The following is a 21,172-nucleotide window of genomic DNA, read 5'->3' on the forward strand; positions in this document are numbered from 1 at the left end:
CGCCGGCGTTTGAGGCGCGGGGTCCGGGGCGGAGCCCCGGCAGCGGCGCCGCACCCTAGTCGTCCGTCGGCAGGACATCCGCGGGGTCGAAGGGCTCGTCCAGCGCCTTCATGAGCCGATCCCGCTCGACCTCGTCCAACGGCACCGGCGCCACCCCCGTCGCGTCCGTCAGCCGGCGGAAGCCACCCCGCCGCTGCAGCCGCCCGCCCACGCGGATCGGCAGGCCCACCAGGTGCGCGTGCCCCGCCACCCGGTACGCCTCCTCGTCCAGCGCGGCGCGTACGTACGGGACCTCCGCCCCCGCGAGGACCCGCAGCCGGACCGTGCCCCCGCCCCCCGGGGCCGAGCGCCGCATCCGGACCACCGCCCCCGCGATGCGGACCTGGACGGCCGGCTCGTCCCGGGTGTACCGCGCCGCCGCGTCCCGCAGCACCGGCAGGTCGCCCGGTGAGAACTCCACCGGCTCCGGCCGGGCCGCGCAGCCCGCCGGGACCCCCGCCGCCGGCGCCCAGGCCAGGGCGATCCGGGCTCCCTCCGTGCCCCGGACCAGCGCGATCAGCGCCTCGGCGAGCTCCCGGCTGACCCCGGCCCGCACCGCGGCGTCGAAGGCCTCCATGCCGCCGGTGGCCCGCCGGTAGTCCACGGCCTCGCGGGCCGCGTGCAGGGCGTGGTGCAGCCGGGTCACGGTGCCCCGGCCACCGTCGACCGGGACGTACGCGGTCAGCCGCCGGCCGCCCGGATTCGGGCCCACCAGGACCCCGTCCAGGGCCCGTTCGGCCTGGGTCCGGTGCCGGGCCCCGTAGTACCCGGCGCGGGCCCGTTCGGCCAGGGCCCCGGCGAGCAGCAGCTGCCGGGCGGCCGAGCGCAGCTGTTCCTGCACGGTCCACGCGGCCTCGCCCTGGAGCCCGTACGCCCCCTGCGGTATCTCCCGGTCCCAGCGGATCTCGTCGCTGGGCACGCTCAGCCCGTAGAGCACCTCCCGCGCGGAGGGCAGGCCGCTGCGGGTGAGCGCGGTGATCGCCTCTTCGAGCAGGTCGGCGCAGTCGGGGAAGGTGCGGCTCTCGGGGACGAGCAGGCTGGTGGCGGCGCGGGCCGTCGGGTGCGTGGCGGGCGGGGTCCAGCGGCCGTAGCGTCCGGCGGCCCCGCCCCGGCGCAGCCAGCCGTGGCGGTGCAGCAGCGCGCCGAGCACGGCCGGATCGACCTGTGCGGGATCGGGTGCGGCGGTGTGCGCGGGGTCCGCGAACCCGCCGTAGTCCGGGGACGGCAGCGGTTCCAGGTTCGGTGAGTGCCAGTGCATCAGGGTGTCCCTCCCGACCCGACCCGGGTCATGATCTCGCAGAGCGCCCGGTCGTCGAAGATCCGCGTGGTGGGGATCCGTACGGTGGTCCGGCGCCGGCCGGTCACCGGGTGTCCGGCGAGATTGGTCCAGTAGCAGCAGTGCCGCAGGTCGAGCCGGTCGTGCCCGGCGGCGAGCCACTGGTCGCGCTCCCGCGGGACGAGCATCACGACGAGGATCTTGTGGACGGCGACCGGGGTGCGGGCCAGTTTCACCAGGTGCTCGTTGTCGAGGGTGAAGGAGAAGGTGGGCCCGGCCGGCCGGGGCGGTATCTGGTAGGTCGCCTTCAACTGCACCTTGATGGTGACCTCGTCGTCGACGACGTGCTCGGGGGCGCCGTGGCTGACGTGCCAGTCGATGCCGTTGTCCGGAAAGGGCTGGGAGAGCGAGCAGCCGGCCGCGGCGGCGACGGCGTGCAGGTATCCCACCTGAAGGGTCTCCATGCAGGCGGTGGTGGCGAGTGTGCCGCGCAGCGGTCCGCTCCGCGCGTCGTCCGGTGTTCCGGTGCGCGGATCGATCTGCAACGCCGGCACCCCGCCCGGTTCGGGCTGCGCGAGCGCCATGGCCGGCTCCCCATGCCTTCCGGGCTCTGCCGTCGGTGGTGGGTGGGGTGATGACCGGTCATGTGTGCGGCCCCCCATGGGTGTTGTTGCCGCACCCGGGTCCCCGCAAACGGCGTACGGGGCAAACAGCCCGGGTATCACCGATGCGGGCGAAGGTGTGGCGTGATCCGAGTGCGCCCCATCTGCCGACCGGGGACGAGGAGTTCGCCATGACACGCTGGTACGAGGGCCCGCTGGCCGCATTCGACACGGAGACCACCGGGGTGGACGTCGAGCAGGACCGGATCGTGTCCGCCGCGCTCATCGTGCAGGAGTGTGCGGGGGGCCGGGTCCGCACCACTCGCTGGCTGGTCAATCCCGGAGTTCCGGTGCCCCCGGGGGCGACGGAAGTGCACGGGCTCACCGACGAGCACCTGCAGCGTCACGGACGCTGGCCGGCGCCGGTGGTGGAGGAGATAGCGCGTGCGCTCGGGGAGCAGCAGGTGGCCGGCCGGCCGGTGGTGGTGATGAACGCGCCGTTCGATCTGACGCTGCTGGACCGGGAGTTGCGTCGGCACCGGGCCTCCTCGCTGGCCCGGTACCTGGACAACCGGCCGCTGACGGTGCTGGATCCGCGGGTGCTGGACAAGCACCTGGACCGGTACCGCAAGGGGCGGCGGACGCTGACGGATCTGTGCGCGCACTACGGGATCGAGCTGGAGGGCGCGCACGACGCGGCGGCGGACGCGATGGCCTCGCTGGAGCTCGTACGGGCGGTGGGGCGCCGGTTCGCGTCCCGGCTGGAGCGGCTGTCGCCGGCGGAGCTGCACACGCTGCAGGCGGTGTGGCACGCGGCGCAGGCGCGGGGCCTGCAGGCGTGGTTCGCGCGGCAGGGGACGCCGGAGCCGGTCGATCCGCACTGGCCGCTGCGGCCGGACCTGTCGACGGCGGCGTAGGTCGCGGCAGGGCCCCGTACATGCGGAAGGCCGGTCCGTCTTGCGACGGACCGGCCTGTCCCGGTGGGCGATACTGGGATCGAACCAGTGACCCCTTCGGTGTGAACGAAGTGCTCTCCCGCTGAGCTAATCGCCCGGGAACGCACTGAACAATACAGAAGGCGCGCGGCTCGTTCAAACCGCTTCCCTCCCTGTGTGTACTCAGTGCGGATCTGAGTACGCACGCCCATGTCCTGACGGCGTGACCGGCGCCACACTCCCGGTATGAACACCCCTCTGCCGCCGGCCGAAGAGCTGGCGCTCATCGACCGTGAGCTGGCACAACTCGATGCCCGGCGGGTCCATTTGCTGGCCCGCCGCGACTGGCTGCTGCACATCCTCCGGCAGCCCGGCCACGTCCCCGCTCCCGCCGGCTGGGGGCCGGTGCCCGCCGGACCGCCGAAGGAGACCTCGGCCCCGAGCGCGCAGAACGTGCTGCTCGCCCTGGGCGCCGTGCTGCTGGCCGTGGCCGCGCTGGCCTTCACGCTGGTCAGCTGGGGGTCGATGGGGATCGCCGGGCGCTCGGCGGTGCTGGCCGCGGTGACGGCGGCGGCGCTGTTCGCGCCCGTGCCGCTGCTGCGCCGGGGGCTGGGGTCAACGGCGGAGTCGGTCGCCGCGGTGGGGCTGCTGCTGACGGTGCTGGACGCGTACGCGCTGTACGCGGTCGGCATGCCGGACGCCGACGGCTTCGGGTACGCGGCGGGGGCGGCCGCGGTGCTGGCGGCGGGGTGGGCCGGGTACGGCTCGGCCCTGCGGAAGCTGCGGCTCCCGCTGCCGGCCGCGGTGCTGGCGGCGCAGTTCCCGCTGCCGCTGGCGGCGCTGGCCGCGCAGGCGGGCCCGCCGGAGCTCGGCTGGGCGCTGCTGGCGACGGCGGCGCTGGACGCGGCGCTCGCCCTGCGGGCCCGTGCGGCGGCGGTCCCGGCGGCCGTGCTGACCGCGGTGGCGCTGCTGATCGGCGTGGCCGAGTCCTGGTCGGCGGGGTCGGCCGGGCAGGCCCTGGCTCCGGCGGCGCTGCTGCTGGCGGGCGCGGCCCTGGGCGTTGCGGCGGCCTGGCGGGAGCCGCGCGCCTGGGTCGCCGCGCTGGTGGGCGGTCTGGCGGCGGTGGTGGCGCTGGGCGGCCTGGCCCGGCCGGGTCTGACGGATTCGGTGGGCGACGGCGCGTGGGTGGTGCTGGTGCACCTGCTGGTGGCGCTGCCGCTGCTGGCGGCGGTACGCGTCTCCGCGCTCCCGGCGGCGGTACGGCGCGGCCTGGCGCGGGCCGGGGTGGCGGTGGCGGCCCTGGCGGCGCTGTCGGCCGGTGCCGCGGTGGTTCCGACGCTCCTGGCCCGGCTCCGGGTGCTGGAGGAGGTGTGGGCGGTGACCACCCCGGCCCCGACGGCGTACGCGCCGGGCGCGGCGGGTGTGCTGGTCCTGCTGACGGCGGCGGGCGCGGCCTGGTGGCTGTCCCGGGTGCTGGCGCGGCCGGAGCCCGGGGTGGTGGCGGTGGTCCTGGCCTGGGCGGGGCTGTTCACGGCCCCGGTGCTGCTCGGCTTCCCGGCGGCGGCGGTGTTCGCCGCCCAGCTGGCGGTCACGGGCGCGGCCGGGGTGCTCGCCCTGCGCTCCCCCGGGCGCGGCGCCGGGATCGCGGCGGCGGTGTGCGCGCTGGTCGGCGCCGCGAACGTGTCCGTGGGCGCGCTGGACGGCCGGGCGGCGACCTTCGCGGTGTGGGGGCTGCTGGGTGCGGCCTGCGCCGTGGGGGCGGCGTACGGGCCCGCTCCGCGGTGGGTCCGGGCCGGAGCCGCGGTGTGCGCCGTCGGGTACGCCACCGGGCTGCTGGTGGCGGCGGCCGCGGTGACGGACCTTGCGGTCGTCTGGTGGGCGCTGCCGGTGCTCGCGGTCCCGGCACTGGCGGCGGTGCTCGGGCCGCGGCTGGGCGGCGTACGGGTGCCCGTGGAGATCGCGGCGGCCGTGGCGGGCGTCTTGGCGGTGGCCCTGTCGGCCGGGCGGACGGGAACGCTGGCGCTGGTCCTGGCCCTGGCCGGGGTGGTCTGTGCGGGGGCCGCGGTGCGCCCGGAGCGGCGCGCGGTGGGCTGGGCGGCGGGGGCGCTGTTCGTGGCGGCCACCTGGGTCCGGCTGGCCGACGCCGGGGTCACGACGCCGGAGGCCTACACGCTGCCGGTGACGGTGCCGGCCCTCGTGGTGGGCTTCCTGCGGCGGCGCAGGGACGCGGAGGCCTCGTCCTGGACGGCGTACGGCCCGGGTCTGGCGGCGACCCTGCTGCCGAGCCTGCTGATGGTCCTGGAGGACCGAGACTGGGTGCGTCCGCTGCTGCTGGGGCTGGCCGCGCTGGCGCTGACCCTGATCGGCGCCCGGCGGCGGCTGCAGGCCCCGCTGCTGCTGGGCGGTGCGGTGCTGGCGGTGGTCGCGGTGCACGAGCTGGCCCCGTACGTGGTGCAGGTCGCGGGGGCGCTGCCGCGCTGGGTGCCGCCGGCGCTGGCGGGCCTGCTGCTGCTGGCGGTGGGAGCGACGTACGAGAAGCGGCTGCGCGACGCCCGGCGGCTACGGGACGTGATCGGACGGCTGCGGTAACGCCAGAGGCCCGGAGACTGTGAAAGTCTCCGGGCCTCTGGTCCGGGTGGGCGATACTGGGTTCGAACCAGTGACCCCTTCGGTGTGAACGAAGTGCTCTCCCACTGAGCTAATCGCCCGGACGCACCGCAAACATTACCGCATGTCAGCGGTGCTCTTTGACCATCACTGGTCCTTGAGGTTCCAGGGCAGGACGAGCCCGTACTTCCACAGGTAGAAGCCGATCAGCGCGCCCGCGATGACGAGGCCCACGCTGGTCAGGATGATGTTGCGGCGGCGGACCTTCGGGTCGAGCGCCTTCTGCGCCGCCTCGGTGACCTTGCGCTTGGTCCAGCGCAGCACGAGGTGGGCCCAGGCGAACTCGGTGGCCCAGATCGCCAGGCCCGCGAAGATCGCGACCCAGCCGGGGCCGGGCAGCACGAGCATGGCCACACCGGCGGCGATCACGGCGAGACCGACGACGAAGACGCCGACCTGCCAGCTGAGGTGCAGGCTCCTGCGGGCCTTGATGAAGGCGGGCGCCTTCGAGACGTGCGGCGCCTCTTCCGCGGCTTCCGAGCCCTCGGCGGCACCCTCGGTGGCTTCCGTGGCGCGCACGGCGGATTCCTCGTCGGCGGACTCGTTGGTTCCGCGGTCACTCCCCGTATTCATGGGGTCGAATCTACCGGAGCCCGAAGCACACGTGAATGCCGGTTTGGATCCGCCGTCCGAGGGACCCAGAGGTCCGCAAAACGGTCAGAGGGGTTTACAACGGCACCGTAGGTGGCATGTCGATTTCGCCGACGTGCGAATCCCCGAGCGCACACTGAGCGAAAGGCCCTGGCGCTTATGAACACCACGGTCAGCTGCGAGCTGCACCTGCGCCTCGTTGTGTCGAGCGAGTCCTCACTGCCTGTTCCCGCGGGCCTGCGGTATGACACGGCCGACCCCTACGCCGTGCACGCCACCTTCCACACCGGCGCCGAGGAGACGGTCGAATGGGTATTCGCCCGCGACCTCCTCGCTGAGGGCCTCCACCGGCCCACCGGTACCGGCGACGTCCGCGTCTGGCCGTCCCGCAGCCACGGTCAGGGCGTCGTCTGCATCGCCCTGAGCTCACCGGAGGGAGAAGCACTGCTCGAAGCACCCGCCCGAGCACTCGAGTCGTTCCTCAAGCGGACGGACGCCGCGGTTCCACCCGGGACCGAGCACCGGCACTTCGACCTCGACAAGGAGCTCTCCCACATCCTGGCCGAAAGCTGAGCCAGGCCTACAGCCGCTCGACACCGTCCGACTCGGGGCGACGGTGCGGGTGGGACAACCACATACGGCACTGCCGGCGCTGTTCCCGCGGGATCCACCCGCGAGGACGGCGCCGGTGTGCTTTCGCGGGACCCGCTATTGTCGGGCGGCAGCGGCGGCGCCTCCCGTCGCCGCAGGCCCGGCCCCCTAGGGAGACCCCGTGCAGATCCCCCACGACACCCGTCGCGCGCTCGACGTCGTCGTCGCGCTGGTGAACACCACGGCCGAGGCCGACCAGCCCGACGGGCTCTCGGACGTCGGCGCGCTGCGCGGTTTCGTCCAGGAGTACGCGATCAGTGACGTCGGCGAGCTCGGCGCCCGCGACCTGGCCGGCGTACGGACGGTGCGCTCCAAGTTCGCCCAGGTCTTCGCGGCACCGAACCCGCGTGCGGCGGCCGCACTCGTCAACGAGCTCGTGGCCACCGCGGGCACCACCCCGCAGCTGACCGACCACGACGGCTACGACTGGCACGTGCACTACTTCGCGCCGGGCGCGTCGGTGGACGACCACCTGGCGGCCGACGGCGGCATGGCCCTGGCCTTCATCGTGGTCTCCGGAGAGCACGAACGGCTGCGCCGCTGCGAGGCCCCGGACTGCCGGCGCGCCTTCGTGGACCTGTCGCGCAACCGCTCCCGGCGCTACTGCGACAGCCGGACCTGCGGGAACCGGCTGCACGTCGCGGCGTACCGGGCCCGGCGCAAGGAGGCCGACGCGGGGTTGTCAGAGCATGAAGAGGTCGTGCACGGCGGCGAGCAGCAGCAGGATGCCGATCACCGCTAGGAAGATCATCAGGGGTGGCTGGGAGAGCGCGAAGAGGCAGCCTCGCGGCTCCTCCACGACGGGGGCGGGTACCGGCACGGGCACCGAGGGCTCACTCTGCGATGTCTCGAGCATGTCGGGGCGATGATGGCGCAGCGAACGCCCGTCCGCCCCTCAACACGCCAACAACCGTGCGGTAGTTCGCCCGATCTTGTGGACGCGGGTCAGATGCCGTGCTTCTTGAGGATGGCCTCGATGTCGGAGAAGTCGTCCGCGGGAGCGGCGGCTGCCGGCTTGCGGCCCGGCGCGGGCTCGCGCTGCGCACCGGTTCCGGCGGCGCCGAGGGACGGCGCCGAAGCGGCCGGGGCCACGGCCTCCGGGGCCCGGCCCCGCTTGACCTTCTTCTGCGCGGGCTCCTCCCCGGACGCGCCGAGGCGGCGGCGCTCGACGGCCCGCGTGGTGGCGAAGAGCACCCAGGACAGCGCCAGCAGCCCGAAGCCGGCCCAGACGCTCGGCTTGAAGACCATCCCGGACACCCACTCCACGACGCCGGTCAGGACGAGGCCGATGGGGACGAGCGCGTACGCGGTGATCCGCGCGGCGGCCAGGAAGCGCTTGCGGTAGGCGGTCAGCGCGGCGATGCCCAGGCCCGCCGCGGACACCGCGGAGCAAATGGTCTCGGCAAGCATGCGGTCCTCCGGACTGTGGGCGGCAAGGCGATCTGTCCCTATCCATCCTGCACCGCCCGTCACCGCGGGGGCCAGGTCCACGGCCACCCCCGGACGGATCTCCGGGACATCTCCGGGTCGCACCTCCTCCCCAGGTCCCGTTCGGTGGGACGGGCGGCGGCTGGGAGACTGTGCGTATGACCGATTCCGTGATCCTCGACGTCTGGTGCGAACTGCAGTGCCCGGACTGCCACCGCGCCCTGGACGACGTACGCGCCCTGCGGGCCCGCTACGGCGACCGGCTGGACATCCGGCTGCGCCACTTCCCCCTGGAGAAGCACAAGCACGCCTTCGCCGCGGCGCAGGCCGCCGAGGAGGCCGTCGAGCAGGGGCAGGGCTGGCCCTACGCGGAGGCCGTCCTGGCGCGCACCGCCGAGCTGGCCGAGCGGGGCGAGCCGGTGCTGCTGGACGTGGCGCGCGAACTCGGTCTGGACGTCGAGGAGTTCGACACCGCCCTGATCGACGGGCGGCACATCCTGATCGTCGACGCCGACCAGGCCGAGGGCAAGGCGATCGGCGTGACCGGCACCCCGACGTACGTGATCGACGGAGAGCGCCTCGACGGCGGCAAGAGCCAGGACGGCCTGCGCGCCCGCATCGAGGAGATCGCCGACCGCCTGCTCGGTTCCTAGATCAGCTCTTTGACGGCGTTCACCGTGGTGTCCCGGTAGCCGAGCGACTCGTAGAGCCGTCGGGCCGGGGTGTTGCCCTCGACCACGTGCAGCGCCAGGTGGCGGGCGCCGGCGGCCAGTGCGCCGTGCTCGGCCAGCAGCATCAGGGCCCGGCCGTGACCCTGACCGCGGTGTCCGGGCTCGACCCGGACGTCGTACACGTAGGGAACGGTGCCGAGGCCGGGCAGTTCGCGCTCCCCGACCCACACGCTGCCCACGATCGCGCCCTCCGGGCCCTCCACCACGCGCAAGGCCGTGCCGGGGGTCTCCCGCCCGGCCGGCAGCATCCGGGCGTGTTCGGCGCGGGACGCGGCCACGCCCTGCTCCGCGGTCATCCCCGGGGAGACGAGGCGGGGGCCGTACTCCACGATCTCCACCTCCAGCCAGGCCTCGAACTCGGCCTGCGTCATCGGGCGGCCCGTGCTGCCCGCGGGGAGCGCGGGCGGTTCGGCCGGCAGCTCCTTGACCATGACCCGGCCGGTCTCCCGGTAGCCGAGGACGGTGGCCATGCGCAGCGCCGGCGCGGCGTCGGCGGGCACCGACACGGCGATACAGGTGCAGCGCCAGGAGCGCAGCACCTCCTCGGCCGCGAGCGCGGCGACCGTGCCGCGCCCGCGCCTGCGGTCCGGTTCGTCGATCCACAGGTCCTGGATCACGCCGATCGCGGGCTGGGCGGCCGATCTGGTGGCCAGTTCGAGGGTGCCGACGTGCCGGCTGTTGACCCGCACCTCGTAGGTCCGCGAGCGGGTTCCGTCACTGTTCTGCTGGAGCGGCTGCGCGGGCCGCAGGGTGGTGGTCATCACTTCGAGTTCTACCTTCCCGGCGGCCCCGCGTCACCAGGGTTCACGGATCGATGTCCGATCCGGCCTTCACCTCGAAGATCCGCATCACCTCGGCCGTGACCGGCCCGGGGCCCGTGCCCAGCTCGCGGTCGTCGATCCGGACGACCGCCTGGGCATCGCGCAGGGAGGAGGTCACGAAGATCTCCTCGGCCTGTTCGAGGGCCTCGAAGGGCAGGTCGGTCTCCTTGGCGCCGGCCCAGTCGACGACGAGGGCCCGGGTGATGCCCGCCAGGCAGCCGGAGCTCAGGGGCGGGGTGTGCAGTTCCCCGTCGACGACGACGAAGACGTTGGAGCCGGTGCCCTCGCAGAGCCGGCCGACGGTGTTGGCGAGCAGGGCCTCGGAGGCCCCGGCCCGGTGCGCGGCGGCGAGCGCGACCACGTTCTCCGCGTACGAGGTGGTCTTCAGGCCGGCCACGGCGGAGCGCTCGTTGCGCACCCAGGGGACGGTGACGACGGCGGTGGTGTCCGGGCGGCGGGCGGACGGGGCGACGGCGGCGATCAGGGTGGTGCCGGCGTCGCCGCGGTCGGAGCCGAGCGGGGCGATTCCGCCGGTGTAGGTGAGGCGCAGCCGTCCCTGCTCCACCGGGTTGGCCTCCAGTACGGCGGCGCAGGCCCGGCGCACCTCGTCGAGGTCGGGGTCGGGCAGGCCGAGTCCCCGGGCGGAGCGGGTCAGCCGCTCCAGGTGGCGGGTGAGGGCGAAGGCCCGGCCGCGCTCCGCCTTCAGCGTCTCGAAGACGCCGTCGCCCACGGTCAGCCCGTGGTCGAGGACGGACACGTGCGCGCTGTCGACGTCCTTCAGCGCTCCGTCGAGCCAGATTCTCATGGTGCGGTCCTTCCGATCGTCCCGTTCGTCCCCTGGATGCCGGTGGTCTCGTGGCCCGCCGCGACCCGCAGCAGCCGGGCGGCCTTCAGTTCGGTCTCCGCCCACTCGCGGTCGGGGTCGGAGCCCCAGGTGATGCCGGCGCCGGTGCCGAAGAGCAGGCTGGGGCCGCCGGGGGCCTCGCGGTCGATCCAGAAGGTGCGGATGCCGACGGCGAGCTCGGCGGTGCCCTGGTCGGCGTCGACCCAGCCGATGCCTCCGCAGTAGGGACCGCGCGGGGCGGTCTCCAGCGCCTCGATGATCCGCAGGGCGGAGGACTTGGGCGCGCCGGTGACGGAGCCGGGCGGGAAGGTGGCGGCGAGCAGCTCGGGCCAGCCGGCGCCGTCGGCGAGTTCGCCGCTCACGGTGGAGACGAGGTGGACCAGGCCCGGGTGCTCCTCGACGGCGCACAGCTCGGGGACGGTGACGGAGCCGGTGGCGCAGACCCGGCCGAGGTCGTTGCGTACGAGGTCCACGATCATCACGTTCTCGGCGTGGTCCTTGGGGAGCAGGTCGGCGGCGGTGCGGCCGGTGCCCTTGATGGGGCCGGACTCGATGCGGCGGCCGGTCCGGCGCAGGAAGAGCTCCGGGGAGGCGGTGGCGATCTCCACGCCGTAGGCGGCCAGCCGAATCGTTCCTGCGAAGGGTGCGGGGTTGCCACGGGCGAGGAGCGCCGTGAGGGCGTCGACGTCGGCGCTCTCCGGGTGGGGCAGCGGCGCGGACATCACGCGGCAGAGATTGGCCTGGTAGACCTCGCCTGCGGCGATGTGCTCGCGGATGCGGCGCACGCCGTCGACGTACGCGGTCCGGTCGAGCGAGGAGGTCCACTGGTCGGCGTCCGGGCCGCGCCAGGCGCCCGGGACGGGCGCGGGGACCGGGTCGGGGCGCACGTCCCCGAAGCGCGCGCAGACCAGCCGCCCTTCGAAGCCGGCGGCCACGGCCCAGAAGCCGGTGGAGTCGAGGGCCGCGGGATCGCTGGTGACGTCCCGGAGGTCGGTCGCGAGGAGGCCGCCGAAGCGGGCCATGGGGGGCAGGTCGTGCACGGCTGCGAGTCTATGACCGGTGACGACGCGGCGCCGGTGGGGTGACGGCGGGGTGACCTGTGGTGATCGAGCGGCAGCACGCTGCGGAAACGCGTTTTTGAGCTGGCCCGGGAATCCGCTAGAGTTCAACTCGTCGCCAGGGAGCGAAGGGGGAACACCCCGGAGTGAACACGGTGACCTGCGGACGTAGCTCAGTTGGTAGAGCACCACCTTGCCAAGGTGGATGTCGCGAGTTCGAGTCTCGTCGTCCGCTCGAAGTGGGGGATCTTCCCGAGAACCCCTGCAGCTCCATGGTGGAGTGGCCGAGAGGCGAGGCAACGGCCTGCAAAGCCGTCTACACGGGTTCAAATCCCGTCTCCACCTCCAAGGACGATTAGCTCAGCGGGAGAGCGCTTCCCTGACACGGAAGAGGTCACTGGTTCAATCCCAGTATCGTCCACTGATCCGCAAGGATCCCCGCGCGATTAGCTCAGCGGGAGAGCGCTTCCCTGACACGGAAGAGGTCACTGGTTCAATCCCAGTATCGCGCACGCAGCACCTGGCATCACATGCTTGACCTGCGGCTTCCGAGCCGTGGTTCCCGCGCGATTAGCTCAGCGGGAGAGCGCTTCCCTGACACGGAAGAGGTCACTGGTTCAATCCCAGTATCGCGCACCGAACGAAAGCCCCGGCCGTTTCCACGGCCGGGGCTTTCGCGTTCCCGGTATGAAAAAGGGTGCTGCCCGTCCGACTCCCCAGTCGTACGGGCAGCACCCTTCACCTGCCGTCCGTCCGTCGCTCCCCCGTCCCCACGGGGTTCGACGACCGATGTCCCGGCCCGGACCGCTCTCCCGGGCCCGGAGCGCCGCTCAGCGCCCCGGCATCAGACCCACGGACGACGCCTGTGCCGCCAGCTGATCGAAGCCTCCGAAGAGGAAGAGCAGCAGGGCGGCCAGGGGGAGCACCATGGCCGCGGCCACCAGCGGGTGGCGGGTGCCGGACTCGTGGCCGTTGAACGCGAATGCCTTGCGTCCCTGCCGTGCGATGTCCGCCATGGCCCTCTCCCTGTCGTTTGGCAGCGGCGGGCTTGTGACCTCGGGGGACGAGTGCGCCACCCGCCGCTTGTCTTCAACACTAGGCGGGCGGAAGGCCCCTGGCCTCATGCCTTCGTACCCATTGCCGGGCCTCCAGGAGGATGACGGGACCTCGTCCGTGTACTCCCCTGGGTGGAGGCCACTCCCCCGCTGTCGGGGTCTTCCCGGAGGGGATGACCGGAGGGTAGTGACTTCTCTCACTTCCGTCACTTTCCGTTGATGCGTGTCCGTCCACCGGCCCTCGGCAAGATCCACTCGCGCGTGGGTGGCGTACGGGTGCACCCGCACCCACCCCCTGTCCTCAACCCCCTTGATCCAAGGGCTGCTTGGGCTTGCCGAGCACGCACTCGGCGCTGCCGCCCGGCGCCCCTGAGGCTCCCTCAAGTGTGCTGTGCCGCACTGACAATCGAATCCCACGGCGAGGGCGCGGCCTCTGAGCACGCATGCCGGATGGTCCGTAAGCTGTGCCAGGTCAACAGGACGACCGGTCAGCGGGGTGGACATGGCGATGATGCGGCTCCGGCGCGAGGACCCGCGTGTCGTCGGCTCGTTCAGACTGCACCGGCGGCTCGGTGCCGGCGGCATGGGCGTGGTCTACCTGGGATCGGACCGGCGCGGGCAGCGCGTCGCCCTCAAGGTCATCCGGCCGGACCTGGCCGAGGACCAGGAGTTCCGCTCGCGGTTCGCCCGCGAGGTGTCCGCCGCACGGCGGATCCGGGGCGGCTGCACGGCGCGGCTGGTGGCGGCGGACCTGGAGGCCGAGCGGCCGTGGTTCGCCACCCAGTACGTGCCCGGGCCCTCGCTGCACGACAAGGTGGCCGAGGAGGGTCCCCTGACGGCCGCGCAGATCGCCGCCGTCGGCGCCGCGCTCTCCGAGGGACTGGTCGCCGTGCACGAGGCCGGGGTCGTCCACCGGGACCTCAAGCCCTCGAACATCCTGCTCTCCCCCAAGGGCCCGCGGATCATCGACTTCGGGATCGCCTGGGCCACCGGGGCGAGCACGCTCACCCATGTGGGTACGGCCGTCGGCTCCCCCGGCTTCCTCGCGCCGGAGCAGGTGCGCGGCGCGGCCGTCACCCCCGCCACGGACGTCTTCGCCCTCGGCGCCACCCTCGCCTACGCGGCGACCGCCGACTCGCCCTTCGGGCACGGCAGTTCCGAGGTCATGCTCTACCGCGTGGTGCACGAGGAACCGCACCTCCAGGGCGTCCCGGACGCGCTGGCGCCCCTCGTACGGGCCTGCCTGGCCAAGGATCCCGAGGAGCGGCCCAGCACGCTCCAGCTGTCGATGCGGCTCAAGGAGATCGCGGCCCGCGAGGCACAGGGGCTGTCGGAGGGCCGCCCGCCGGCGCAGCGGGCCCGGACCGAGCGGCCGACGGGCCGGCTCCCCGAGGACTACGCGGAGCAGCGCGCGGAGCGTCGTACCGGCGGCTCCACCACGCCCCGGGCCCCGGGCGGATCCCCCGGTGGATCCCCGGGCGGGCCGCACTCGCGGCCCTCGTCCTCCCGCAATCCGCTGGGCCCCGGCGGCCCGTCCTCCCGGCCGACCTCGGGCCGTACGGGCGGCCGCCCGGCGCCCAGGACGACGGGGACGGGACGGCGGCCGTCGCGGCCGGACCCGCGGCTGATGCGGCAGCGGCTGATCGTGTTCGTCGTGGTGACGCTGATCGTCGCGCTGGGCATCTGGGCGGCCCAGAAGCTGTAGCGGCGCTACTGCGCGGGGCGGCCCTGGGCCACCGCGTAGAAGGCGACGGCGGCCGCCGCGCCCACGTTCAGCGAGTCCACGCCGTGCGCCATCGGGATCCGGACCCACTCGTCGGCGGCGACCAGCGCCTGCGTGGACAGACCGTCCCCCTCGGCGCCGAGCATCAGCGCGACCCGTTCCAGGGTCTGCGGCGCGGCCACGTCGATCGGCGAGGCCTTCTCGTGCGGGGTGAGGGCGAGCAGCTTGAAGCCCGCCTCCCGCACCGAGTCCAGGCTCTTGGGCCAGGCCTCCAGGCGGGCGTACGGGACGGAGAACACGGCGCCCATGGAGACCTTCACCGAGCGGCGGTAGAGCGGGTCCGCGCAGTCGGGGGACAGCAGCACCGCGTCCATGCCGAGGGCGGCGGCGCTGCGGAAGATGGCCCCGATGTTGGTGTGGTCGTTGACCGCTTCCATGACGACCACGCGGCGGGTCGTGGCGAGGAGCTCCTCGGCCGTGGGCAGCGGCTTGCGCTGCATGGAGGCGAGGGCGCCGCGGTGCACGTGGTAGCCGGTGACGCGTTCGGCGAGCTCGGGGCTGACGGCGTAGACCGGGGCCGGGAGCTCGTCGATGACGTCGCGCATGACGTCGACCCACTTGGCCGAGAGCAGCATCGAGCGCATCTCGTAGCCGGCGTCCTTGGCACGTCTGATGACCTTCTCGCCCTCGGCGATGAAGAGTCCTTCGGCGGGCTCGCGCCGGCGCCGCAGTTCGACGTCGGTCAGGCCCGTGTAGTCGCGCAGGCGCGGGTCGTCGGGGTCCTCGACGGTGATGAGATCAGCCACAGGGTGATACTGCCTTGTCCTGGGTGCGGTGCCAACGGCCTGTCAGGCGCTGGTGCTGGGGGCGCTGGTGCCGGGGGCGCTGGTGCCGGGGGCGCTGGTGCCGGGGGCGCTGGTGCCGGGGGTGTGGACGCGGACGACCTCGCCGATGACGATGACGGCCGGCGGGCGGACCTCCTCGGCGCGGACCCGCTCGCCGACCGTGGCGAGGGTGGCGTCCACCCGGCGCTGGGTGGCGGTGGTGCCCTCCTGGACGACCGCGACGGGGGTGTCGGCCGCGCGGCCGTGCCGTACGAGCGCCTCGGCGATCAGACCGATCTTGTCGACGCCCATGAGGATCACCAGGGTGCCGGTGAGCTTGGCGAGGGCGGCCCAGTCCACGAGGGAGCGCGCGTCGTCGGGCCCGACGTGCCCGCTGACCACGGTGAACTCGTGGGCCACACCGCGGTGCGTGACCGGGATGCCGACGGCGCCGGGCACCGAGATGGAGCTGGAGATGCCGGGCACGACGGTGCACGGGATGCCCGCCTCCGCGAGGGCCTGGAGCTCCTCCATGCCGCGGCCGAAGACGTACGGGTCCCCGCCCTTGAGCCGCACCACGGCCTTGCCGGCCTTGGCGTGCTCGATCAGCGCGTTGTTGATGGCCTCCTGGGCCATGAACCGGCCGTACGGGATCTTCGCGGCGTCGATGACCTCGACGTGCGGGGGGAGCTCGTCGAGCAGGTCGCGGGGGCCGAGCCGGTCGGCGATGACCACGTCGGCCTCGGCGAGGAGGCGGCGGCCGCGCACGGTGATGAGGTCGGGGTCGCCGGGCCCGCCGCCGACGAGGGAGACGCCGGGGGTGCGGGGGCGGGCGGCGGTGAGGGTGCCGTCGCGCAGCCCCTCGACGACGGCGTCCCGGACGGCGGCGGAGCGGCGCGGGTCGTTGCCGCTCAGCACGGCGACGGTGACGCCCTCCACGCGGCCGGTGGCCGGGGTCCAGGCGGTGGCGGCCTCGGCGTCGTCGGCCCGGACGCACCAGATCCGCTCGCGCTCGGCCTCGGCGGAGGCGGCGTCGTTCGCGGACCGGTCCCGGGTGGCGACGAGGGCGTACCAGGCGCCGGCCAGGTCGCCGTCCTCGTAGCGGCGGCGCTCCCAGCGGATCTCGCCGGTCTCGGCCATGGCGTCCACGGACGGGGTGGCGGAGGGCGAGACGAGCAGGACGTCGGCGCCGGCCGCGACGAGCGCGGGGAGGCGGCGCTGGGCGACCTGGCCGCCGCCGATGACGACGACGCGGCGGCCGGCGAGTCGGAGTCCTACGGGGTAGGCGGGGGTGTCGGCCATGGCGGTTGCGGCTCCTGGGGGCGGCGGTGCGGTGCTCTTGCGTGCCGCTGCGGCGCTGGAGCGGCGGGGTACTGACGTGCGGTGATGCGGTGCTGGTCCACCATACGGCGCGGGCCGTCCCGCAGCGCGGACGGGTCCCACCGGGGCCCCGCCCTATACCCGGCCCGGGTCGCCCTGTCAGCACCTCACCCGGGATCCCGGCCATGAGGCACGGGTCCCGGGGGGGCGGCCGGGCTCTGCGGGCCGACGCCTAGCCCGGGATCCCGGCCGTGCGGGTCGGGTTCCAGGGGGCGGCCGGGCTCTGCGGGCCGATGCCTAGCCTGGCTCGGCACCTAGCCCGGGATCTCGGCCGTGAGGCACGGGTTCCGGGGCAGCGGCCGAGCTCCGCGAGCCGACGCCCCTCCCGGCTCGACACCCTGCCCGGGATCCCGGCCATGAGGCACAGGTTCCGGGGGCAGCCGAGCTCCGCGGGCCGACGCCTTGCCCGGGGCGGCACCTAGCCCGGGATCTCGGCCGTGAGGCACGGGTTCCGGGGCAGCGGCTTCGGGGTGGGGCGGTGCCCCTCCGGGACGTCTCCTCGGCTCGCGAACCCTGAGCCTGACCGGCCCGTTGCCCGGCGATGGGTTCGCTCGACCTGCGGGGACGCCCCGGAGTGTCCCCACCCCACGGCCCAGTCCCCTCCGAACAGCCAACACCCCCGCACGACCCACCCGACCGTCGCGCAATCCCCCCGAACCGTCTGCTCTTGCCCCCCAGCGTCCGGCCTCGCCCCACCATCCGGTCCCGCCCCGCGCCATCCGGTCTCGCCGCACCATCTGGTCTCGCCGCGCAGCATCCGGCCTCGCCGCGCACAGTTCAGCCTCGCCGGCGTTTGAGGCGCGGGGTACGGGGCGGAGCCCCAGGCAGTAAGCCGCACCCGCCCAACCCGGCAGCTCACCCCGCACCGTCCGGCCCCACCACGCACCATCCGGGGCTCGCGCCGCCAAACCAGCCTCGCCGCGCCCGATCCGCCCTCGCCACGCACACTTCAGCCCCGCCCAGCGCAATTCAGCCTGGCCCGGCACAGTTCAGCCTCGCCGGCGATTGAGGCGCGGGGTACGGGGCGGAGCCCCGGGCATTGGGGTGCACCCGCCTAACCCGGCAGGCGCCCCACCGCACATCGGCTGGGCTCGCCGCGCACATTCAGCCTCGGCGGGGGTTGAGGGGTGGGGCTGCCGGGTTATTTTTCTGTGACGCCGGCCGAGTCGAAGGTGGCGACCTCGTGCATCGCGCGGGCCGCGCTCTGGACCAGGGGGAGGGCGAGGAGGGCGCCGGTGCCCTCGCCGAGGCGGAGGTCCAGGTCGACCAGAGGACGCAGGCCGAGCTTGTTCAGGGCCGCCACGTGCCCCGGCTCCGCGCTGCGGTGGCCCGCGATGCACGCCGAGAGGGACTCCGGGGCGATGGCCCGGGCGACGAGGGCCGCCGCGCCGGCGCTGACGCCGTCCAGGATGACCGGGGTGCGGAGGGAGGCTCCGCCCAGGAGCAGGCCGACGATCGCCGCGTGCTCCAGGCCACCGATGGCGGCCAGGACGCCGATCGGGTCCGCCGGGTCCGGCTGGTGGAGGTCGAGCGCGCGGCGCACGACCTCGACCTTGCGGGCGTGCGTCTCATCGTTGATGCCGGTCCCGCGGCCGGTGACCTCCGCCGGGTCTACGCCCGTGAAGACCGAGATCAGGGCCGCCGAGACCGTGGTGTTCGCGATGCCCATCTCGCCGGTGAGGAGGGCCTTGTTGCCCGCCGCCACCAGGTCGCGGGCCGTCTCGATGCCGACCTCGATGGCCGCGACGGCCTCCTCGCGGGTCATCGCCGGGCCGACCGAGAGGTCGGCCGTGCCCGGGCGGACCTTGCGCGGGAGCAGGCCCGGCGTGGCCGGGAGGTCGCCCGCGACGCCCACGTCGATCACGCAGACCTCGGCGCCGACCTGGTTCGCGAACGCGTTGCAGACCGCGCCGCCGCCCAGGAAGTTGGCCACCATCTGCATGGTGACCTCCTGCGGCCAGGGGGTGACGCCCTGGGCGTGCACCCCGTGGTCACCGGCGAAGATCGCGACCGCGGCCGGCTCCGGGATCGGCGGCGGGCAGACCCGCGAGAGGCCGGACAGCTGCGCGGAGATGATCTCCAGCATGCCCAGGGCCCCGGCGGGCTTGGTCATGCGCTTCTGCCGCTCCCACGCCTCGCCGAGCGCCTTCGCGTCGAGCGGGCGGATGCTGGCGACCGTCTCCGAGAGCAGGTCGTGCGGCTCCTCGCCGGGCAGCGCGCGGCGCCCGTACGTCTCCTCGTGGACGACCCACGAGAGCGGCCGCCGCTGGGACCAGCCGGCCTGGGCCAGCTCGGGCTCCTCGGGGAACTCGTCGACGTAGCCGACGCACAGGTAGGCGACGACCTCCAGGTGCTCCGGCAGACCGAGCGCGCGGACCATCTCGCGCTCGTCGAAGAAGCTGACCCAGCCGACGCCGAGGCCCTCGGCGCGGGCGGCGAGCCAGAGGTTCTCGACGGCGAGGGCCGAGGAGTACGGGGCCATCTGCGGCTGGGTGTGCCGGCCGAGGGTGTGGCGGCCGCCGCGGGTGGGGTCGGCGGTGACGACGATGTTCACCGGGGTGTCGAGGATGGCCTCGATCTTGAGTTCCTTGAACTGCTTCGCCCGGCCCTTGGGCAGCGACTTCGCGTAGGCCTCGCGCTGGCGCTGGGCGAGCTCGTGCATCGTCCGGCGGGTCTCGGCGGAGCGGATGACGACGAAGTCCCAGGGCTGGGAGTGGCCGACGCTGGGTGCGGTGTGGGCCGCCTCCAGGACGCGGAGCAGCACCTCGTGCGGGATGGGGTCGGTACGGAAGCCCTTGCGGATGTCGCGGCGCTCGCGCATGACGCGCAGGACGGCCTCGCGCTCGGCGTCGTCGTAGGCGGGGGCCGGGTCGCCCGCGTGCTCGGCGGGGGCGGGTGCCTCGGGCTGGGCTTCGGGCTGGGCCTCCGCGGGGGCGACCGGCTCAGGCTGGGCCTCGGCGGGCTCCGGCTGTACCGGCTCGACGGCGATGGCCTCGACGGGGGCCACGGGCTCGGGCGCGACCTCGACCTCGACCGGCTCAGGCTGCGCTTCGACGGGCTCCGGCTGTACCGGCTCGACGGCGACGGCCTCGACGGGGACCACGGGCTCCGGCGCGACCTCGATCGGCTCCGGCGTCGCGACGGGCTCGACCGGCTCGGGTTGGACGGGCTCGACCGCGACGGCCTCGACCGGGGCGACCGGCTCGGGCTGGGCCTCGACGGGCTCCGGCCGGACCGGCTCGACGGCGACGGCCTCGACGGGGACCACGGGCTCCGGCGCGACCTCGATCGGCTCCGGCGTCGCGACGGGCTCGACCGGCTCGGGCCGGACGGGCTCGGCTGCCGCGGGCGCCGCCTCGGCCACGACGGCCTCGGGCTGCTCGGGCTGCGGCTCGGGCTGAACCACCGTTTCTGCGGGGACGGCGAGCGGCTCCGGCTCCACGGGCGGCTGCGCGGGCTCGGCGGCCTGCGCGGGCGCGGCCTCCGCCACCGGCTCGGGCGCGACCTCGACCTCGACCTGCTCCGGCGCGGCCACCGGCTCCGCCGCCCAGGGGGCCCCGGCCTGCGGCGGGATCTCGCCCGGCTGCGGGGCGGGGGACGCGACGGCCTCGGCGCGCGGGACGTCCAGGTACTCCGGGCCCACGGTCGGGGGCCCCGCCTGGCGGAGCGGCGCGGGCACCGCCGGAGTGCTCAGCACGGCGGCCATCGGCGCGGCCGGAGCGGGGGCCGCGGCCGGGCCGCGGTCCGCGAGGGAACGTACGACTCCGCCGGTGGCCTCGGGCACGGGCGGGCCCATGTGCAGGGGGCGCCGGACAGGGGTCGCGGGGGCCACCGGGGCGGCGGGGGCCACGGGCGGCGGGACGACGAGCCCACCGAGGTCGAGCGCGCCGGAGTCACGGCCGCCCGCCTCGTGCGCGCCCGCGCTGTAGCCGCTGTCGGGGAAGGAGGGCTGCGGGAAACCGGGGTACGCGGCGGGCTCGGGGTATCCGGCCGGCTCGGTGTACACCGGGGCCTCGGGGTATCCGGTCCCGGCGCCGTAGGACGCGTCGGTGTACACCGGCGGCTCGGGGAACTGGGGGTCCACGGGGAAGACGGGGGCCGGCGGGACGACCTGCGGGTCGCTCCACGCGCCCTGGCCGCTCGGCATCAGCAGCAGTTCCTCGTCCTCCGGCTCGGCCGGGTTGTCCATGAGGTCCTGGAAGGCGTAGCCGCCGGGAATCGGTGCCGGGATCTGGACCGGAGCGGGGACGCCCTGCTGATCCACCATGCCCGCACTGTCCGGGAGACCCTCGCCCGGTACCTGGCCGGTGTCAGTCATGCTTACCCCTCGCCCATCGGTTCTGCCTCGTCGGTCGCCCGGTCGCCCACGAGGCCTCCAAGCGGAGTTGCCGTGCGGGGGCCGGCGTGCGACGGGTCCGTCTCACATCCGCCCGCACGACAACCACTAAGCATTGTCGCGCCCGTTAGCCATCGTGGCGGCCATAACCGCCGTGGTCCTCTGTGGACTGCGCCACGTCGCGCGTTCCGGCGGTGTCGCGATGCCCGAA

General features: G+C 74.4%; 18 protein-coding genes and 7 tRNA genes. 11 read left to right on the plus strand and 14 right to left on the minus strand.

Annotation, left to right across the window (positions count from 1 at the left end):
- Nucleotides 1–55 precede the first annotated feature (55 nt).
- Both ACFYZ4_RS30705 and ACFYZ4_RS30710 read right to left on the minus strand, forming a co-directional pair.
- Nucleotides 56–1,297, minus strand: coding sequence for a hypothetical protein (locus ACFYZ4_RS30705; protein WP_390785359.1), 1,242 nt, complete (start codon nt 1,295–1,297; stop codon nt 56–58).
- On the minus strand, nt 1,297–1,899 hold the full coding sequence (locus tag ACFYZ4_RS30710; RefSeq protein WP_351289636.1) for a DUF4365 domain-containing protein: 603 nt from the start codon (nt 1,897–1,899) through the stop codon (nt 1,297–1,299). Before ACFYZ4_RS30710 ends, ACFYZ4_RS30705 begins: the two co-directional genes overlap by 1 nt.
- A gap of 209 nt (nt 1,900–2,108) precedes the next feature.
- Between ACFYZ4_RS30710 and ACFYZ4_RS30715 the strand changes: the two genes are divergently transcribed.
- On the plus strand, nt 2,109–2,834 hold the full coding sequence (locus tag ACFYZ4_RS30715; protein ID WP_351289634.1) for a 3'-5' exonuclease: 726 nt from the start codon (nt 2,109–2,111) through the stop codon (nt 2,832–2,834).
- A 64-nt stretch (nt 2,835–2,898) separates the two neighbouring features.
- On the opposite strand, the gene ACFYZ4_RS30720 is transcribed toward ACFYZ4_RS30715, so the two are convergent.
- Nucleotides 2,899–2,970: transfer RNA gene (locus tag ACFYZ4_RS30720), tRNA-Val, on the minus strand.
- Between the two features lie 128 nt (nt 2,971–3,098).
- Here ACFYZ4_RS30720 and ACFYZ4_RS30725 point away from each other — a divergent pair.
- Nucleotides 3,099–5,441: an SCO7613 C-terminal domain-containing membrane protein gene (locus ACFYZ4_RS30725; RefSeq protein WP_390785360.1), complete on the plus strand. Its 2,343-nt coding sequence runs from the start codon at nt 3,099–3,101 to the stop codon at nt 5,439–5,441.
- 47 nt (nt 5,442–5,488) lie between these two features.
- Here the strand turns inward: ACFYZ4_RS30725 and ACFYZ4_RS30730 are convergent.
- Both ACFYZ4_RS30730 and ACFYZ4_RS30735 read right to left on the minus strand, forming a co-directional pair.
- A tRNA-Val gene (locus ACFYZ4_RS30730) sits at nt 5,489–5,560 on the minus strand.
- 46 nt (nt 5,561–5,606) lie between these two features.
- Nucleotides 5,607–6,092 carry a TIGR02611 family protein gene (locus ACFYZ4_RS30735; RefSeq protein WP_351289630.1) on the minus strand — a complete coding sequence of 162 codons (486 nt, stop codon included), beginning with the start codon at nt 6,090–6,092 and terminating at the stop codon, nt 5,607–5,609.
- 177 nt (nt 6,093–6,269) lie between these two features.
- On the opposite strand from ACFYZ4_RS30735, the gene ACFYZ4_RS30740 reads away from it, so the two are divergent.
- Nucleotides 6,270–6,683 (plus strand): SsgA family sporulation/cell division regulator, encoded by a 414-nt coding sequence (locus ACFYZ4_RS30740; RefSeq protein ID WP_030011909.1) that lies wholly within the window; start codon nt 6,270–6,272, stop codon nt 6,681–6,683.
- 199 nt (nt 6,684–6,882) lie between these two features.
- Nucleotides 6,883–7,503 (plus strand): CGNR zinc finger domain-containing protein, encoded by a 621-nt coding sequence (locus ACFYZ4_RS30745; RefSeq protein WP_351289628.1) that lies wholly within the window; start codon nt 6,883–6,885, stop codon nt 7,501–7,503.
- On the opposite strand, the gene ACFYZ4_RS30750 is transcribed toward ACFYZ4_RS30745, so the two are convergent.
- Both ACFYZ4_RS30750 and ACFYZ4_RS30755 read right to left on the minus strand, forming a co-directional pair.
- The gene (locus ACFYZ4_RS30750) at nt 7,444–7,617 is read right to left on the minus strand and encodes a hypothetical protein (protein ID WP_327412940.1); all 174 of its coding nucleotides are present in this window, start codon (nt 7,615–7,617) and stop codon (nt 7,444–7,446) included. The two genes, ACFYZ4_RS30745 and ACFYZ4_RS30750, sit on opposite strands and share 60 nt — an antisense overlap.
- Before the next feature lie 89 nt (nt 7,618–7,706).
- A complete protein-coding gene (locus ACFYZ4_RS30755; RefSeq protein WP_351289626.1) occupies nt 7,707–8,171 on the minus strand; it encodes a hypothetical protein in 465 nt (154 codons plus the stop codon).
- A 176-nt stretch (nt 8,172–8,347) separates the two neighbouring features.
- Here ACFYZ4_RS30755 and ACFYZ4_RS30760 point away from each other — a divergent pair, with 176 nt between their 5' ends.
- Nucleotides 8,348–8,842, plus strand: a complete 495-nt coding sequence (locus tag ACFYZ4_RS30760; protein WP_351289624.1) for a DsbA family protein — start codon at nt 8,348–8,350, stop codon at nt 8,840–8,842.
- Here the strand turns inward: ACFYZ4_RS30760 and ACFYZ4_RS30765 are convergent.
- From ACFYZ4_RS30765 to ACFYZ4_RS30775, 3 genes are read right to left on the minus strand one after another with little or no spacing between them, the layout of a single operon-like run.
- The gene (locus tag ACFYZ4_RS30765) at nt 8,839–9,681 is read right to left on the minus strand and encodes a GNAT family N-acetyltransferase (protein WP_351289622.1); all 843 of its coding nucleotides are present in this window, start codon (nt 9,679–9,681) and stop codon (nt 8,839–8,841) included. The genes ACFYZ4_RS30760 and ACFYZ4_RS30765 overlap by 4 nt on opposite strands.
- A gap of 43 nt (nt 9,682–9,724) precedes the next feature.
- Complete coding sequence (locus ACFYZ4_RS30770) at nt 9,725–10,546, minus strand: aminodeoxychorismate lyase (protein WP_351289620.1); 822 nt, start codon at nt 10,544–10,546, stop codon at nt 9,725–9,727.
- On the minus strand, nt 10,543–11,625 hold the full coding sequence (locus tag ACFYZ4_RS30775) for a chorismate-binding protein (RefSeq protein WP_351289618.1): 1,083 nt from the start codon (nt 11,623–11,625) through the stop codon (nt 10,543–10,545). The genes ACFYZ4_RS30770 and ACFYZ4_RS30775 overlap by 4 nt, the downstream gene beginning before the upstream one ends.
- 180 nt (nt 11,626–11,805) lie before the next feature.
- Here ACFYZ4_RS30775 and ACFYZ4_RS30780 point away from each other — a divergent pair.
- The 5 genes from ACFYZ4_RS30780 to ACFYZ4_RS30800 all read left to right on the plus strand — a co-directional run bounded on the left by ACFYZ4_RS30780 (nt 11,806) and on the right by ACFYZ4_RS30800 (nt 12,279).
- Nucleotides 11,806–11,878, plus strand: a tRNA-Gly gene (locus ACFYZ4_RS30780).
- Between the two features lie 39 nt (nt 11,879–11,917).
- Nucleotides 11,918–11,991, plus strand: a tRNA-Cys gene (locus ACFYZ4_RS30785).
- 1 nt (nt 11,992) lies between these two features.
- Nucleotides 11,993–12,064: transfer RNA gene (locus ACFYZ4_RS30790), tRNA-Val, on the plus strand.
- Between the two features lie 19 nt (nt 12,065–12,083).
- Nucleotides 12,084–12,155: transfer RNA gene (locus tag ACFYZ4_RS30795), tRNA-Val, on the plus strand.
- Between the two features lie 52 nt (nt 12,156–12,207).
- Nucleotides 12,208–12,279, plus strand: a tRNA-Val gene (locus ACFYZ4_RS30800).
- 194 nt (nt 12,280–12,473) lie between these two features.
- Here the strand turns inward: ACFYZ4_RS30800 and ACFYZ4_RS30805 are convergent.
- Entirely contained in the window at nt 12,474–12,659 is a 186-nt protein-coding gene (locus ACFYZ4_RS30805) for a hypothetical protein (RefSeq protein ID WP_030706226.1), read from the minus strand.
- Nucleotides 12,660–13,194: 535 nt separating this feature from the next.
- On the opposite strand from ACFYZ4_RS30805, the gene ACFYZ4_RS30810 reads away from it, so the two are divergent.
- The gene (locus tag ACFYZ4_RS30810) at nt 13,195–14,403 is read left to right on the plus strand and encodes a serine/threonine-protein kinase (protein ID WP_390785361.1); all 1,209 of its coding nucleotides are present in this window, start codon (nt 13,195–13,197) and stop codon (nt 14,401–14,403) included.
- Nucleotides 14,404–14,408: 5 nt separating this feature from the next.
- Here the strand turns inward: ACFYZ4_RS30810 and ACFYZ4_RS30815 are convergent, their stop codons facing one another.
- The 3 genes from ACFYZ4_RS30815 to cobT all read right to left on the minus strand — a co-directional run bounded on the left by ACFYZ4_RS30815 (nt 14,409) and on the right by cobT (nt 20,943).
- Nucleotides 14,409–15,227, minus strand: coding sequence for an RNA methyltransferase (locus ACFYZ4_RS30815; RefSeq protein ID WP_351289614.1), 819 nt, complete (start codon nt 15,225–15,227; stop codon nt 14,409–14,411).
- Between the two features lie 42 nt (nt 15,228–15,269).
- Nucleotides 15,270–16,547 (minus strand): uroporphyrinogen-III C-methyltransferase, encoded by a 1,278-nt coding sequence (cobA, locus tag ACFYZ4_RS30820; RefSeq protein WP_390785362.1) that lies wholly within the window; start codon nt 16,545–16,547, stop codon nt 15,270–15,272.
- Between the two features lie 1,219 nt (nt 16,548–17,766).
- Nucleotides 17,767–20,943, minus strand: a complete 3,177-nt coding sequence (cobT, locus tag ACFYZ4_RS30825; RefSeq protein WP_390785363.1) for a nicotinate-nucleotide--dimethylbenzimidazole phosphoribosyltransferase — start codon at nt 20,941–20,943, stop codon at nt 17,767–17,769.
- Nucleotides 20,944–21,172 lie beyond the last annotated feature (229 nt).

Origin of the sequence: Streptomyces sp. NPDC001513, from assembly GCF_042894695.1 — a bacterium.
Taxonomy (GTDB): Bacteria; Actinomycetota; Actinomycetes; order Streptomycetales; family Streptomycetaceae; genus Streptomyces.